At 73.2% G+C, this 12,638-nt stretch carries 12 protein-coding genes; 3 read left to right on the forward strand and 9 right to left on the reverse strand.

Features of this window, described 5'->3' with window-relative positions:
• Positions 1–11: 11 nt before the first annotated feature.
• Positions 12–992: an ABC transporter ATP-binding protein gene (locus ACQZOG_RS17225; RefSeq protein ID WP_401456327.1), complete on the forward strand. Its 981-nt coding sequence runs from the start codon at positions 12–14 to the stop codon at positions 990–992.
• Positions 979–1,854, forward strand: a complete 876-nt coding sequence (locus ACQZOG_RS17230) for an ABC transporter permease (protein WP_397665292.1) — start codon at positions 979–981, stop codon at positions 1,852–1,854. The genes ACQZOG_RS17225 and ACQZOG_RS17230 overlap by 14 nt, the downstream gene beginning before the upstream one ends.
• Positions 1,855–1,906: 52 nt before the next feature.
• On the opposite strand, the gene ACQZOG_RS17235 is transcribed toward ACQZOG_RS17230, so the two are convergent.
• The 3 genes from ACQZOG_RS17235 to ACQZOG_RS17245 all read right to left on the reverse strand — a co-directional run bounded on the left by ACQZOG_RS17235 (position 1,907) and on the right by ACQZOG_RS17245 (position 4,276).
• Positions 1,907–2,491: a flavodoxin family protein gene (locus ACQZOG_RS17235; RefSeq protein ID WP_033272515.1), complete on the reverse strand. Its 585-nt coding sequence runs from the start codon at positions 2,489–2,491 to the stop codon at positions 1,907–1,909.
• A gap of 124 nt (positions 2,492–2,615) precedes the next feature.
• Positions 2,616–3,773: an amidase family protein gene (locus ACQZOG_RS17240; protein WP_359498742.1), complete on the reverse strand. Its 1,158-nt coding sequence runs from the start codon at positions 3,771–3,773 to the stop codon at positions 2,616–2,618.
• Positions 3,770–4,276: a DUF6668 family protein gene (locus ACQZOG_RS17245; protein ID WP_193466729.1), complete on the reverse strand. Its 507-nt coding sequence runs from the start codon at positions 4,274–4,276 to the stop codon at positions 3,770–3,772. The genes ACQZOG_RS17240 and ACQZOG_RS17245 overlap by 4 nt, the downstream gene beginning before the upstream one ends.
• A 159-nt stretch (positions 4,277–4,435) precedes the next feature.
• Here ACQZOG_RS17245 and ACQZOG_RS17250 point away from each other — a divergent pair, with 159 nt between their 5' ends.
• Positions 4,436–5,902, forward strand: a complete 1,467-nt coding sequence (locus ACQZOG_RS17250; RefSeq protein ID WP_193466728.1) for a tetratricopeptide repeat protein — start codon at positions 4,436–4,438, stop codon at positions 5,900–5,902.
• A gap of 94 nt (positions 5,903–5,996) precedes the next feature.
• On the opposite strand, the gene ACQZOG_RS17255 is transcribed toward ACQZOG_RS17250, so the two are convergent.
• The 6 genes from ACQZOG_RS17255 to ACQZOG_RS17280 all read right to left on the reverse strand — a co-directional run bounded on the left by ACQZOG_RS17255 (position 5,997) and on the right by ACQZOG_RS17280 (position 12,615).
• The gene (locus tag ACQZOG_RS17255; protein ID WP_033272511.1) at positions 5,997–6,470 is read right to left on the reverse strand and encodes a VOC family protein; all 474 of its coding nucleotides are present in this window, start codon (positions 6,468–6,470) and stop codon (positions 5,997–5,999) included.
• 46 nt (positions 6,471–6,516) lie between these two features.
• Entirely contained in the window at positions 6,517–7,536 is a 1,020-nt protein-coding gene (gene rarD / locus ACQZOG_RS17260) for an EamA family transporter RarD (RefSeq protein ID WP_037641030.1), read from the reverse strand.
• 160 nt (positions 7,537–7,696) lie between these two features.
• Positions 7,697–8,551 (reverse strand): SDR family oxidoreductase, encoded by an 855-nt coding sequence (locus ACQZOG_RS17265; protein ID WP_193456060.1) that lies wholly within the window; start codon positions 8,549–8,551, stop codon positions 7,697–7,699.
• A gap of 282 nt (positions 8,552–8,833) precedes the next feature.
• Positions 8,834–9,892, reverse strand: a complete 1,059-nt coding sequence (locus ACQZOG_RS17270) for a 2-oxoacid:ferredoxin oxidoreductase subunit beta (RefSeq protein WP_037641034.1) — start codon at positions 9,890–9,892, stop codon at positions 8,834–8,836.
• A complete protein-coding gene (locus ACQZOG_RS17275; RefSeq protein WP_193456061.1) occupies positions 9,885–11,813 on the reverse strand; it encodes a 2-oxoacid:acceptor oxidoreductase subunit alpha in 1,929 nt (642 codons plus the stop codon). The genes ACQZOG_RS17270 and ACQZOG_RS17275 overlap by 8 nt, the downstream gene beginning before the upstream one ends.
• Positions 11,814–11,955: 142 nt before the next feature.
• Positions 11,956–12,615: a response regulator transcription factor gene (locus tag ACQZOG_RS17280; RefSeq protein WP_058916761.1), complete on the reverse strand. Its 660-nt coding sequence runs from the start codon at positions 12,613–12,615 to the stop codon at positions 11,956–11,958.
• Positions 12,616–12,638 lie beyond the last annotated feature (23 nt).

Genomic DNA, 12,638 nt, shown 5'->3' on the forward strand with positions numbered 1-12,638 from the left:
CGGGGGAGCCGATGGACGGGACGTCCGCCACGGAGCAGACACGCGAGGGGCCGTCCGCGGGTGACGTGGTGGTCGTCACCCGCGGACTGACCAAGCGTTACCGCGGCGGACAGCTCGCCGTGGACGACCTGCGCCTGACCGTCCCGGCGGGCAGCGTCTTCGGTTTCCTCGGCCCCAACGGCTCGGGAAAGACCACCACCATCCGCATGCTGATGGGCCTGATCGAGCCGACCTCCGGGACGGCGCACGTGCTGGGGCGCCCCATGCCCCGCTCCGCGCGCGCCGTCCTGCCGCACGTCGGGGCCCTCATCGAGGGCCCCGCCCTCTACGGCTTCCTCTCCGGCCGGGACAACCTCCTGCGCCTCGACGCCGCCGACCCCACCGCCGACCCGCGCACCCGGAAGGCACGGGTGGCCGCCGCCCTGGACCGGGTGGGCCTCACGGCCGCGTCCGGAAGGAAGGCCCGGGCGTACTCCCTCGGCATGAAGCAGCGCCTCGGCCTCGCCGCCGCCCTGCTGCGGCCCCGCCGGCTGCTGGTGCTGGACGAACCGACCAACGGCCTCGACCCGCAGGGCATGCGGGAGATCCGCGCACTCGTCCGTGAACTCGCCACCGACGGCACGACCGTCTTCCTCTCCTCCCACCTGCTCGACGAGATCGAGCAGGTCTGCACGCACGTCGCGGTGATGGCGCGCGGCCGGCTGCTCACGCAGGGGCCGGTCGCCGAGCTGGCCGCGGGCGCCCGGGGCCGGCTGGTGGTCACCACGCCGGACCCTGCGGACGCGGCCCGGGTGCTGAAGGAACAGGGCCTCGCCGACGTCGTCGCGGACGGCGACCGGGTGACCGCCGAGCCGCCCGCACGGGACCTCGCCGAGGTGAACGCCGCCCTGGTCACGGCGGGCGTGCGGGTGCGCGGCTTCGGGGTCGAACGGGCTTCGCTGGAGGACGCGTTCGTGGCGCTGACGGGGGAGGGGTTCGATGTCGCGGGCTGAGACGGTGAGCGTGTCGGTACGGCCGCGTCCCCTGTGGACCCTCGGCCTGTTCCGCGACGAACTGCGCACCACCTTCCGCCGCTGGCGCACGCTCGCCCTGCTGGGCGTGCTGGCCGCCGTGCCGGTGCTGGTCGGGATCGCCGTGCGCATCGAGACGGGCGACGGCTCGTCCGGGGGCGGCGGCGGCGGGGGCCCCGCGTTCGTCTCGCAGATCACCAACAACGGCCTGTTCCTGGTCTTCACCGCGCTCGCCGCGACCCTGCCGTTCTTCCTGCCCATGGCGGTCGGCGTGATCGCGGGCGACGCCGTGGCCGGCGAGGCGGGCGCGGGCACCCTGCGCTATCTGCTGGTCGCCCCCTCGGGCCGCACCCGCCTGCTGCTCACCAAGTACGCGACGGTCATGGTGTTCTGCCTGGCCGCCACCCTGGTGGTGGCCGTCTCGGCGCTGGCCGTCGGCGCGCTGCTGTTCCCGCTGGGCGACCTCACCACCATCTCGGGCACCCGCATCACCTTCGGCGAGGGACTGCTCCGCGCCCTGCTGATCGCCCTGGTCGTCGCGGCGTCCCTGCTCGGGGTGGCCGCGCTCGGCCTGTTCGTGTCCACCCTCACCAACAGCGGCATCGCGGCGATGGCCACCACGGTCGGGCTGCTCATCACCGTCCAGATCCTCGACCAGATCCCCCAGCTGCACGCCCTCCACCCCTACCTCTTCTCCCACTACTGGCTGTCCTTCGCCGACCTGATGCGCGAACCGGTCCACTGGGACGACCTGACCAGGAACCTCGGCCTCCAGGCCCTGTACGCGGCGGTCTTCGGCTCGGCGGCCTGGGCCCGGTTCACGACGAAGGACGTCACGGCGTAGGACGTCACGGCGTAGGGCGTCACGGCGTAGGACGCCACGGCGCAGGGAAGCGTCAGCCCGCCTCGTACGGGAAGCGGGCGCGTGGGGCGTCCTGGGCGAAGAACGTCTTGGCCCGGGCCAGCGCCTGCGTGTCCTTGAGCACGTCCCCCGGCTTGCTGCCGTTGCCGAGGAGGACACCTCCGAAGCGCATCCCCAGGTAGGCGGCCGAGTTGGTGAGCGTGCCGACCAGGGGGTCGGCCACCTCGGGCTCCTCGTGGGCGAGCGCGGTGACGCCCCACAGCGTGCGGCCCTCCATCGTGGCCTTGAAGTCCACGCCGGGGGTGCGCAGCCAGCCCGACCAGTGGTCCAGGTAGCGCTTGGTCTGCGCCGACACCGAGTACCAGTACAGCGGGGAGACGATCACCAGGTCCGTCGCCGCGAGCGTGGCGTCCAGCAGCAGGGCGGTGGCGCCCTCGGTCGGGCGGACGTGGTCGCTGTCGTGACGCAGGTCCTCGAACTCGGGCAGGGGGTGGGCGGTGAGGTCGATCCACTGCTGTTCCACGTCCGGGGGCAGCTGTTCGGCCGCGCGGCGGGCCAGCAGTTCGGAGTTGCCGTCCGGGCGGGCGCTGCCCAGGACGAAGAGGAAACGGCGGGTCATGGTGGTCTCCCAAATATCCGGCGTTCGCCATTAACAGGCTTCTGCATCATATGCATACGCAAGTAAGTGCCCGCAAGGGTCGCCGGGAGCGGGCGGCCCTTCCCGCGTCCGCCGAGTGGCCGGTTCACCCCCGCGACGGCACCCGCAGCGGTTCGACCGCGCCCCGCCTCTCCGCCTCCTCCGCCACGGTGAGCAGCAGGTCCTCCCGGTCGTGCGGGGCCACGAGGTGCAGTCCGGCCGGGCAGCCGTCGGCGCCCAGGCCGGCCGGAACGCTCAGCGCGGGGTGACCGCTGAGGTTGAACGCCCAGGTGAGGGAGGTGGAGTAGGTGTCGCCGGGGCCGTCGTGGCCGTGCGGCGCGGTGGGCGCCGTAGGCGTGAGCAGCAGGTCGGCGTGGCTGAAGAGGTCGCGGAGGCGGGCGTCGTTGGCGGCTCGGACGCGGTGGGCGTCGGCCGCGTCGGCGCCCGGGGTGCGCAGGGTGAGCCAGGCGGGGCCGGGGTCGAGGAGGGACGGTCGGACCGCCGGCCGCACGAGGCGCACCATGCCCGCGGAGACGAGCCGGCCGGCCGTCTCCCGTGCCAGGGCGACGGGCTCCGGGTCGGGGGAGGCGAAGCCCAGGCTGGGGGACCAGACCGCGGTGAGGGGGAAGGGAGGCGGAGACGCGTCCCGTGCGGAGACGACCCGCCACCAGAGGCCCGTGTCCGCCGCCGTACGGGCGAGAATTCCGGGCGCGGCCAGCCCTGTACGGTCGCGCGACGGGAACCGGCCGCCCGTCACCTTCAGCCCCGCCACCCCGCACCACGCCGCCGGGATCCGCACGGAGCCCGCCCCGTCGGCTCCCGTCGCCAGCGGCACCAGCCCGGCCGCCACCGCCACCGCCGCCCCCGCCGAGGACCCGCCCGGCGTACGGTCCGCCCGCCACGGGTTGACCGTACGGCCGCGCGCCCCGAGCCCCCACGTCTGCCAGGGCGTCCCCGGGCCCGGCACCGACGTGGCGCCCACGGCGACCGCACCGGCCGCGAGCAGCGGCTCCGCCGCCCGCAGTCCGCCCCGCCCCTTGACCGCGACCGGCACCCCGGCCAGCGGCGGGCGCTCCCCGGCGGCGACCCGCGCGTCCACCTCGGCAGCCCGCCGCAACGCCTCCTCGCCCCACACGTCGAGGAACGCGCACAGCTCCGGATCGGCGCGTGCGATCCGCGCCAGCGTCTCCGCGACCACGTCCACGGCCCGGCGCGCGCCCGAGCCCACGGCGTCCGCGATCTCCCGCGCGCCGTCCCCGCTCACCGTGGGGCGCCGGTGAGACGGGCCAGCGGCTCCGTCTCGCGCGGCGGCCGGCCGCCCAGGTCGCCGAGGCGCCAGTCGGGCACCCACGGCACCCGGTACACGTCGATCAGCGGCTCGATCAGCCGGACCCGGTGCGCGAGGGGACGCGGGAGCCGGCCCGGCGCGTCCGCCACGAGGACGACGGCGTCCAGGTCGAGCCCGTGCGGCGCCTCACCGCGCCGGAACAGTTCGACGGCCGGGAGTACCGCGTCCAGACCGGCCGCGTGGGTACGGGCGACCAGCAGCACCGAACGCGGTGCGTCGGGGGCGGGCCAGGACCGTCCGCAGTCGTGGCCGCCGTAGACCGCGGTGAGCGTGGAGACGCCCGCGCCGCCGTGCAGACCCACCCAGGAGAAGCGCCGGGCCGTCGCACGGGCGGGCGACGGCCCTGGACGGTCCGCCTCCGGCGCCGTCACCGGGCCCCGCAGCCAGATCTCCGGTCCCTGTCCCGTGCCTGCTCGCATGACCCTCTCCTGCTCGGCGGCCCGATCGTCCATGCCCCGCGCCCGGTACGGAACCGGGGCCGACGGCCCTTGGGACGAGCCTGTGACAACGCGGTGACGTGCACAGCGCGCGCGAGCGGACACACTCGACGGTAGGTGTACGACCCGAATGAGGGAACGATGTCTCGACTCAGCCGCGAGAAGAAGCGGGAACAGCAGCAGGACGCGGACGCGGCGAACCGTGCGGCGGTGCCGGTCGACGTCCGTGTTCCGTCCGACGGGTCGGACGAGCCGGGGGCCTACGTCGACGGCGTGCGGGTGATCGCGGGCCCCGGCGAGGAGATCCAGCAGGCCGTGCTGAACCGCCTGCACCGCATCGCCGTCGCCACCGGCCACGCCGTGCACGCGACGGTGCGCGACGAGCGCATCGGCTACGTCGTCCCGCTCCGGGTCGCCCCGGACGGCTCCAGCACGTTCGCCGCGCAGCCGGTGCAGCTGCGCGGCGTGCGGGACAGGGAGCAGGCGTCCTCCGAGCCGCCGGCCCCTGGCATACCCCCGGCCCCGGAGACGCCTCGGGGCCCGGCACCCCAGTCCCCGCCCGCCGGACCGGACACCGGCCGCCCGACCCACCAGCTCCGCGCGGTCCCGGAGCGGGAGGCACCGGAGGACCTCCGCCCGGCATCGACGACCGAGGCGCCGGGGGATGCCCGCCCGGACCCGGCGTTCGGGGACCGGCAGCCCGAGGCACCGGCGGCTCCCGGACTGTCCGCGACGCAGCGCGGCGCCTCCGCACCCGTCACCCCCGTCCAGGACGCCGCCCCGACCTTCCCCCTGCACCCGATCCCCGGAACCGAAACCGGAACCGAAACCGGAACCGAAACCGGGACCGGGACCGGGCCTGGAACCGGAGCTGACGCCCCCTACGACTCCCCGCCCACCTTCCGCCTCCGCAGGGTGCCCCGGCCCGGCACCGTCGCGCCTCCCACGGGCGTGTTCGGCCCGCCCCCGGACATGGACGCGCGACCGCACCCCGTCCAGCCCGGCGCGGCGAGCGCTCCCGCCCCCGCGCGCACCCCGACCTCCGATCTCGCGGCAGCGCTCGACGCCGACCCGGACCCCCGTCCCACCCCGCCGCGCGGGTTCGACGCCGTCGCCGAGGCCGTGCTGGGCGACGAGCCCGCCGCCCCCGCGGGCAGCCCCCTCGCCGACCCGATGGAGCGGATCAACGAGGCCGTGCGCGCGGGCCGGATCGACACGGCCGCGCGGCTCACCGACGAGACGCTGGAGCAGGCCGCACAGGCCCTCGGCGCCGAGCACCCGGAGGTGCTGCGTCTCCGGGAGCTGACCGCGTACATCGCCTACCTGGCGGGCGAGCCGCTGCGCGCCTTCCGGCTCTCCCTCGACCTCGCCGTCGTCTGCCGCCGCGCGGGCGACACGGAGGCCGCGTACGGCAACGTCCGCAGCGCCGCCACCGCCTGGCGCGGGGTGCGTGACCCCCTGCTCGGGCTGGAGCTGGGACACGACCTGATCGCGCTGTGGACCGAGCTCGCCTCCGAGGGCGGCCCCGCCGCCGACGAGGAGGAGGAACTGGACTCCGCCCGCGCCCGCATGGACCGCCTCACCACCCGCGCCCGCGACCTGCGCTGATCTCCGCGGGGCTCTCAACGGTCCAGCGGAGCTATCAACGGTCCAGCGGGACTCTCAGCGGTTCAGCGGGACTCTCAGCGGGTCAGTGGAGGGGTCAGTGGAGGCAGAACTCGTTCCCCTCCGGGTCCGCCATCACGACCCAGCTCCCGGAGGGCTCCTCCACCCGCCGCAGCACCCGGGCGCCGAGCCCTTCGAGCCGGGCCAGGTCCTCGTCACGGCGGTCGACACCGGGGTGCAGGTCGAGGTGGAGCCGGTTCTTGACCGTCTTCTCCTCCGGCACCCGCTGGAAGAGCAGCCGCCTGCCGCGCCCCGTGCCGCTCTCCTCCTCGTAGGGGTCGTCGGGGTGGCGTACGGCGGCCAGGTCGCGCCAGGCGCGGCGGCCGTGCGACATGACCGTGAGCGTCTCGGGGACGGCCCCCGCGGCGAGCAGCTTCCCGATGAGCGGGCTGTTGTCCTCGACCACGTAGTGCAGGGCGGCGGCCCAGAAGTCCGCCTGGGCGTGCGGGTCGGCCGCGTCGACGACGACCTTCCAGTGCACCGGCGTGGCCGGCGTAGGTGTGTGCGTCATGCGCCCGTTATAGGGGACGGCACCGACAGCGCCGTCCCGCCGCGCACTACCGCTTGGTCTCCAGCGCCTGTGCCTCCGCCTCGCCGTTCGGCGCGGCGGCCGGCACGGCCCCTCCGGCGCCGGGCGGGGCGCTGGTGTCTCCCGCACCGGCGCGGTGGCCGGACAGGGCGCGGGCGGCACGGCGGGCGGTGCGCAACGCGTCCCAGGTGAGCAGGATGAGCGCCAGCCACACCAGGGCGAACCCGGCCCAGCGCTCCGGCGGCATGGCCTCCTTGAAGTAGAGGATGCCGAGCAGGAACTGGAACACCGGCGCCAGGTACTGCAGCAGCCCCAGCGTGGACAGCGGCACGCGGATCGCCGCGGCGCCGAAGCAGACCAGGGGGAGCGCGGTGACGACGCCGGTCGCGGCGAGCAGCAGCGCGTGCCCCGCGCCCTCCGCGCCGAAGGTCGACTCGCCCTGGGTCCCCAGCCACACCAGGTAGCCGAGGGCGGGCAGGAACTGGATCGCGGTCTCGGCGGCCAGCGACTCGACGCCGCCGAGGTTGACCTTCTTCTTCACCAGTCCGTAGGTGGCGAAGGAGAAGGCGAGGACCAAGGAGATCCACGGCGGGCGGCCGTAGCCGACGGTGAGGACGACGACCGCGAGGGCGCCGACGCCGACGGCGGCCCACTGGACGGGCCGCAGGCGTTCCTTCAGCAGCAGGACGCCCATGGCGATGGTGACCAGCGGGTTGATGAAGTAACCGAGGGACGCCTCGACGACGTGGCCGGAGTTCACCGACCAGATGTAGAGGCCCCAGTTGACGGTGATGACCGCGGCGGCCACGGTGATCAGGGCCAGCTTGCGCGGCTGCCGCACCAGTTCGCCGATCCACGCCCAGCGGCGGATCACGGCCAGCGCGACCGCGACGACGACCAGCGACCACACCATGCGGTGGGCCAGGATCTCCACGGCGCCCGCCGGCTTGAGCAGGGGCCAGAACAGGGGGACGAGCCCCCACATCCCGTACGCCGCGAAGCCGTTCAGCAGTCCTATGCGCCGCTCTGCGGCCGGCTTCCCGGTCACGGGCCCCTCCAGTGTTCCGACGCGTCCCGTAGTCATCCGCGGGACCGCCGACGCGCGCGGAACCCACCCGAACGACGGTAACGCCGCACACCCCCACGTGTCATGTCCGTACCGTCATACGGTCATGACGGTACGGACCTGGGGCGCGACCGGGCCGGGGTCAGTCCTTGAGCGCCGCGGCGACGGCCTCGGAGAGCGGGGTCGTCGGACGCCCGGCCAGCCGGGACAGGTCACCGCTGTCGACCACCAGCTCGCCCTTCGCGATCGCCGCGTCCACGTCGGCGAACATGGCCGCCGCCGGCTCGGGCAGCCCCGCGCCGGCCAGGATGCCGGTGAGCGCCTCGGGCGTGACCGCGTTGTAGGCGATCTCCCGGCCGGTCTGCCGGCTCAGCTCGGCCGCGTACTCGGCGAAGCTCCAGGCCTCGTCGCCGCCCAGCTCGTACGTCGCGTTCTCGTGGCCCTCGCCGGTCAGCACGGCGACGGCGGCGGCCGCGTAGTCCGCCCGCGAGGCGGTGGAGATCCGGCCCTCGCCGGCGGCGGCGACCACCGCGCCGTGCTCCAGCACGGGGGCCAGGTTCTCGGTGTAGTTCTCGTGGTACCAGCCGTTGCGCAGCAGGACGTACGGCACGCCCGAGTCGAGCAGCGCCCGCTCGGTGCCGCGGTGGTCGTCGGCGAGCGAGGCGGTCAGCGAGCCGGGGGCGCTGGTGTAGGCGAGCAGGGCGACGCCGGCCGCCTTGGCGGCGTCGATGACGACGGAGTGCTGCCGCACCCGGCCCTTGTCGAACTCGTTGCCCGAGATCAGCAGGACCTTGTCGCCGGCCGTGAAGAGGCCGTCGAAGGTCTCCGGCGCGTTGTAGTCGGCGACCGCGACCCGCACCCCGCGCTCCGCGAGGTCGGCCACCTTCTCCGGGCTGCGCACGACCGCGGTGACCTGCCCGGCCGGGACCTTCTCCAGCAGCTGCTCCACCACGTGCCGGCCGAGCTTCCCGCTGGCTCCGGTGACGACGATGCTCATGATGCGACCACTCCTCGGGGGTGTGTGTAGGTACTAACCGTACGTCAGGCGCTAACTTTTGGAAAGTGTACGCCTGTCGCGGCCGGGTCGGCGGACCGTGTACGGACCTCAGCGGACCCACGGCGAGTGGTGGGGCCTCGGCGACTTCTGCTGAGCGCACCCGGGCTGACGTGACAGCCCTCGGCGACTTCTGCTGAGCGCGCCCGGGCTGACGTGACAGGGCCCCGGCATCCACAGCGGATACCGGGGCCCTCGCACGTCGGTGCGTCGGTGCGTCGGTGTTCAGCCGACGACGGTCCAGGTGTCCCCGCCGGCGAGGAGTGCGGCGAGGTCGCCCTTGCCGTGCTGGTCGACGGCGGTGTCGAGCTGGTCGGCCATGAGGGTGTCGTAGACCGGCCGGTCGACGGAGCGGAACACGCCGATGGGGGTGTGATGGAGGGTGTCGGGGTCGGCCAGCCGGGACAGCGCGAACGCGGTCGTCGGGGAGGCGTGGTGGGCGTCGTGGACGAGGATGTCGGCCTCGTTGTCCGGGGTGACGGCGACGACCTTCAGGTCGCCGGTGGCCGGGTCGCGGACGACGCCCTTGGAGCGGTCGGCGCCGAAGCGGATCGGCTGCCCGTGCTCCAGCCGGATCACGGCCTCCTCGGCCTGCTGCCGGTCCTTGAGGACCTCGAAGGCGCCGTCGTTGAAGATGTTGCAGTTCTGGTAGATCTCCACCAGCGCCGTGCCGGGGTGGTCGGCTGCCTGGCGCAGGACCTCGGTGAGGTGCTTGCGGTCGGAGTCGACGGTGCGGGCCACGAAGGACGCCTCCGCGCCGATCGCCAGCGACACCGGGTTGAAGGGCGCGTCGAGGGAACCCATCGGCGTGGATTTGGTGATCTTGCCGACTTCGGAGGTGGGGCTGTACTGGCCCTTGGTGAGTCCGTAGATGCGGTTGTTGAACAGCAGGATCTTGAGGTTGACGTTGCGGCGCAGGGCGTGGATGAGGTGGTTGCCGCCGATGGACAGCGCGTCGCCGTCGCCGGTGACGACCCACACGGACAGGTCCCGGCGGGAGGTGGCGAGGCCGGTGGCGATGGCGGGGGCGCGGCCGTGGATGGAGTGCATCCCGTAGGTGTTCATGTAGTACGGGAAGCGGGAGGAGCAGCCGATGCCGGAGACGAAGACGATGTTTTCCCGGGCCAGCCCCAGCTCCGGCATGAAGCCCTGCACGGCGGCCAGCACGGCGTAGTCACCGCACCCCGGGCACCAGCGCACCTCCTGGTCGGACTTGAAGTCCTTCATCGTCTGCTTGCCCTCGGCCTTGGGCACGAGCTGGAGCAGCGTGTCGGCGTCAGTCATCGATGGCCTCCTTCAGCGCCGTGGCGAGCTGCTCCGCCTTGAACGGCATGCCGTTGACCTGGTTGTACGAGCGGGCGTCGACCAGGTACTTCGCCCTGATGAGCGTGGCGAGCTGCCCGAGGTTCATCTCGGGGATCACCACCTTGTCGTATCTGCGCAGGATCTCGCCGAGGTTGGGCGGGAAGGGGTTGAGGTGGCGCAGGTGGGCCTGCGCGACCTGCTGCCCGGCGCGGCGCAGGCGCCGTACCGCCGCGGTGATCGGCCCGTAGGTGGAGCCCCAGCCCAGCACGAGGAGGCGGGCGGTGCCGTCCGGGTCGTCGACCTCCAGATCGGGCACGTCGATGCCGTCGATCTTGGCCTGGCGGGTACGGACCATGAAGTCGTGGTTGGCCGGGTCGTAGGAGATGTTCCCGGTGCCGTCCTGCTTCTCGATCCCGCCGATGCGGTGCTCCAGCCCCGGCGTGCCCGGCACCGCCCATGGCCGGGCCAGGGTGTGCGGGTCACGCTTGTAGGGCCAGAACACCTCGGTGCCGTCGGCGGTGGTGTGGTTCGGGCCCTGCGCGAACTGCACCTTCAGATCCGGCAGCTCCTCCAGCTCCGGGATCCGCCACGGCTCGCTGCCGTTGGCCAGATACCCGTCCGAGAGCAGGAAGACGGGGGTGCGGTAGGCCAGCGCGATCCGCGCCGCCTCCAAAGCCGCGTCGAAACAGTCCGCCGGCGTCCTCGGCGCCACCACCGGCACCGGCGCCTCACCGTTGCGGCCGTACATCGCCTGCAGCAGATCCGCCTGCTCCGTCTTCGTCGGCAGCCCCGTCGACGGCCCGCCGCGCTGGATGTCCACCACCAGCAGCGGCAGTTCCAGGGAGACCGCCAGCCCGATCGTCTCGCTCTTGAGCGCCACCCCCGGCCCCGACGTGGTCGTCACCGCCAGGGACCCGCCGAACGCCGCCCCCAGCGCCGCGCCGATCCCGGCGATCTCGTCCTCCGCCTGGAACGTGCGCACACCGAAGTTCTTGTGCCGGCTCAGCTCGTGCAGGATGTCGGAGGCCGGAGTGATCGGATACGACCCCAGGAACAACGGCAGATCCGCCTGACGCGACGCGGCGATCAGCCCGTAGGACAGCGCCAGGTTCCCGGAGATGTTGCGGTACACGCCCGGCGGGAACGCCGTCGCCGCCGGCGCCACCTCGTAGGAGACCGCGAAGTCCTCCGTCGTCTCCCCGAAGTTCCAGCCCGCCCGGAACGCCGTGATGTTCGCCGCCGCGATGTCCGGCTTCTTCGCGAACTTCGACCGCAGGAACGCCTCCGTCCCCTCCGTCGGCCGGTGATACATCCACGACAGCAGACCCAGCGCGAACATGTTCTTGCTGCGCTCGGCCTCCTTCCGGGTGAGGTCGAACTCCTTCAACGCCTCGACGGTGAGGGTCGTCAGCGGCACCGGGTGCAGGTGGTAGCCGTCCAGCGAGCCGTCCTCCAACGGCGAGGCGTCGTAGCCGACCTTCTGCATCGCCCGCTTGGTGAACTCGTCGGTGTTGACGATGATCTCCGCCCCGCGCGGCAGATCCCCGATGTTCGCCTTCAACGCCGCCGGGTTCATCGCCACCAGCACGTTCGGCGCGTCACCCGGGGTCAGGATGTCGTGGTCGGCGAAGTGCAGCTGGAACGACGACACACCCGGCAGCGTCCCGGCCGGAGCACGGATCTCGGCGGGGAAGTTCGGCAGCGTGGAGAGGTCGTTGCCGAAGGACGCGGTCTCCGAGGTGAAACGGTCACCGGTGAGCTGCATCCCGTCACCCGAGTCCCCCGCGAACCTGATGATCACTCGGTCGAGCCGGCGGACGTCCTTCGCGCCCGCCGCGCGCTGCTCTCCTACGACTGTTCCGTCGGCCTGCTCCGCTGGGCTGCTGACCTGGCTGGTCACTGAACTGGACCTCCTCGAGGCGGCTGTCCGGGACGGCCTTCCCGCAGGCCTTCCCCACGTAAACCCTACGACCGTGAGGGGTGCCCACCATGAGGAACCGAGTGAAGGTGGACACGGCGTCGAGACGTGCGGCGCCGTCCCCTCACGATTTCAAGTACGTCAGCACGGCCAGGACCCGCCGGTGGTCGCCGTCGCTCGGGGACAGCCCCAGCTTCAGGAAGATGTTGCTGACGTGCTTCTCCACCGCGCCGTCGCTCACCACCAGCTGCCGCGCGATCGCCGAGTTCGTCCGCCCCTCCGCCATCAGCCCCAGCACCTCACGCTCACGCGGGGTGAGCCCCGCCAGCACGTCCTGCTTACGGCTGCGGCCCAGCAGCTGCGCCACCACCTCCGGGTCCAGGGCGGTACCGCCCTCGGCCACCCGGACCACCGCGTCCACGAACTCGCGCACCTCGGCCACCCGGTCCTTGAGCAGATAGCCGACGCCCCGGCTCGACGCCGCCAGCAGCTCGGTCGCGTACCGCTCCTCCACGTACTGCGACAGCACCAGCACCCCCACACCCGGGTGGCTCTTGCGCAGCTGCACCGCGGCCCGCACACCCTCGTCGGTGTGCGTCGGCGGCATCCGCACGTCGGCGACCACCACGTCCGGCAGTTGGTCCTCCCGCGCCAGGTCGTCCACCGTCTTGATCAGCGCGTCGCCGTCGCCGACCCCGGCCACCACCTCGTGCCCCCGGTCGGTGAGCAGCCGGGTCAGGCCCTCCCGCAGCAGCACCGAATCCTCGGCGATGACCACCCGCACCCTGTCCTCCACTCCTCGTCCCC

It is taken from the genome of Streptomyces sp. P13-3-3, from assembly GCF_050571355.1.
Lineage (GTDB): Bacteria > Actinomycetota > Actinomycetes > Streptomycetales > Streptomycetaceae > Streptomyces > Streptomyces althioticus.

Bases quoted from the DNA above. Each gene is read 5' to 3' on its own strand.
- ACQZOG_RS17225 (WP_401456327.1), top strand. From the start codon at position 12: ATGGACGGGACGTCCGCCACGGAGCAGACACGCGAGGGGCCGTCCGCG.
- ACQZOG_RS17230 (WP_397665292.1), top strand. From the start codon at position 979: ATGTCGCGGGCTGAGACGGTGAGCGTGTCGGTACGGCCGCGTCCCCTG.
- ACQZOG_RS17235 (WP_033272515.1), bottom strand. From the start codon at position 2,491: ATGACCCGCCGTTTCCTCTTCGTCCTGGGCAGCGCCCGCCCGGACGGC.
- ACQZOG_RS17245 (WP_193466729.1), bottom strand. From the start codon at position 4,276: ATGCGAGCAGGCACGGGACAGGGACCGGAGATCTGGCTGCGGGGCCCG.
- ACQZOG_RS17250 (WP_193466728.1), top strand. From the start codon at position 4,436: ATGTCTCGACTCAGCCGCGAGAAGAAGCGGGAACAGCAGCAGGACGCG.
- ACQZOG_RS17255 (WP_033272511.1), bottom strand. From the start codon at position 6,470: ATGACGCACACACCTACGCCGGCCACGCCGGTGCACTGGAAGGTCGTC.
- ACQZOG_RS17265 (WP_193456060.1), bottom strand. From the start codon at position 8,551: ATGAGCATCGTCGTCACCGGAGCCAGCGGGAAGCTCGGCCGGCACGTG.
- ACQZOG_RS17270 (WP_037641034.1), bottom strand. From the start codon at position 9,892: ATGACTGACGCCGACACGCTGCTCCAGCTCGTGCCCAAGGCCGAGGGC.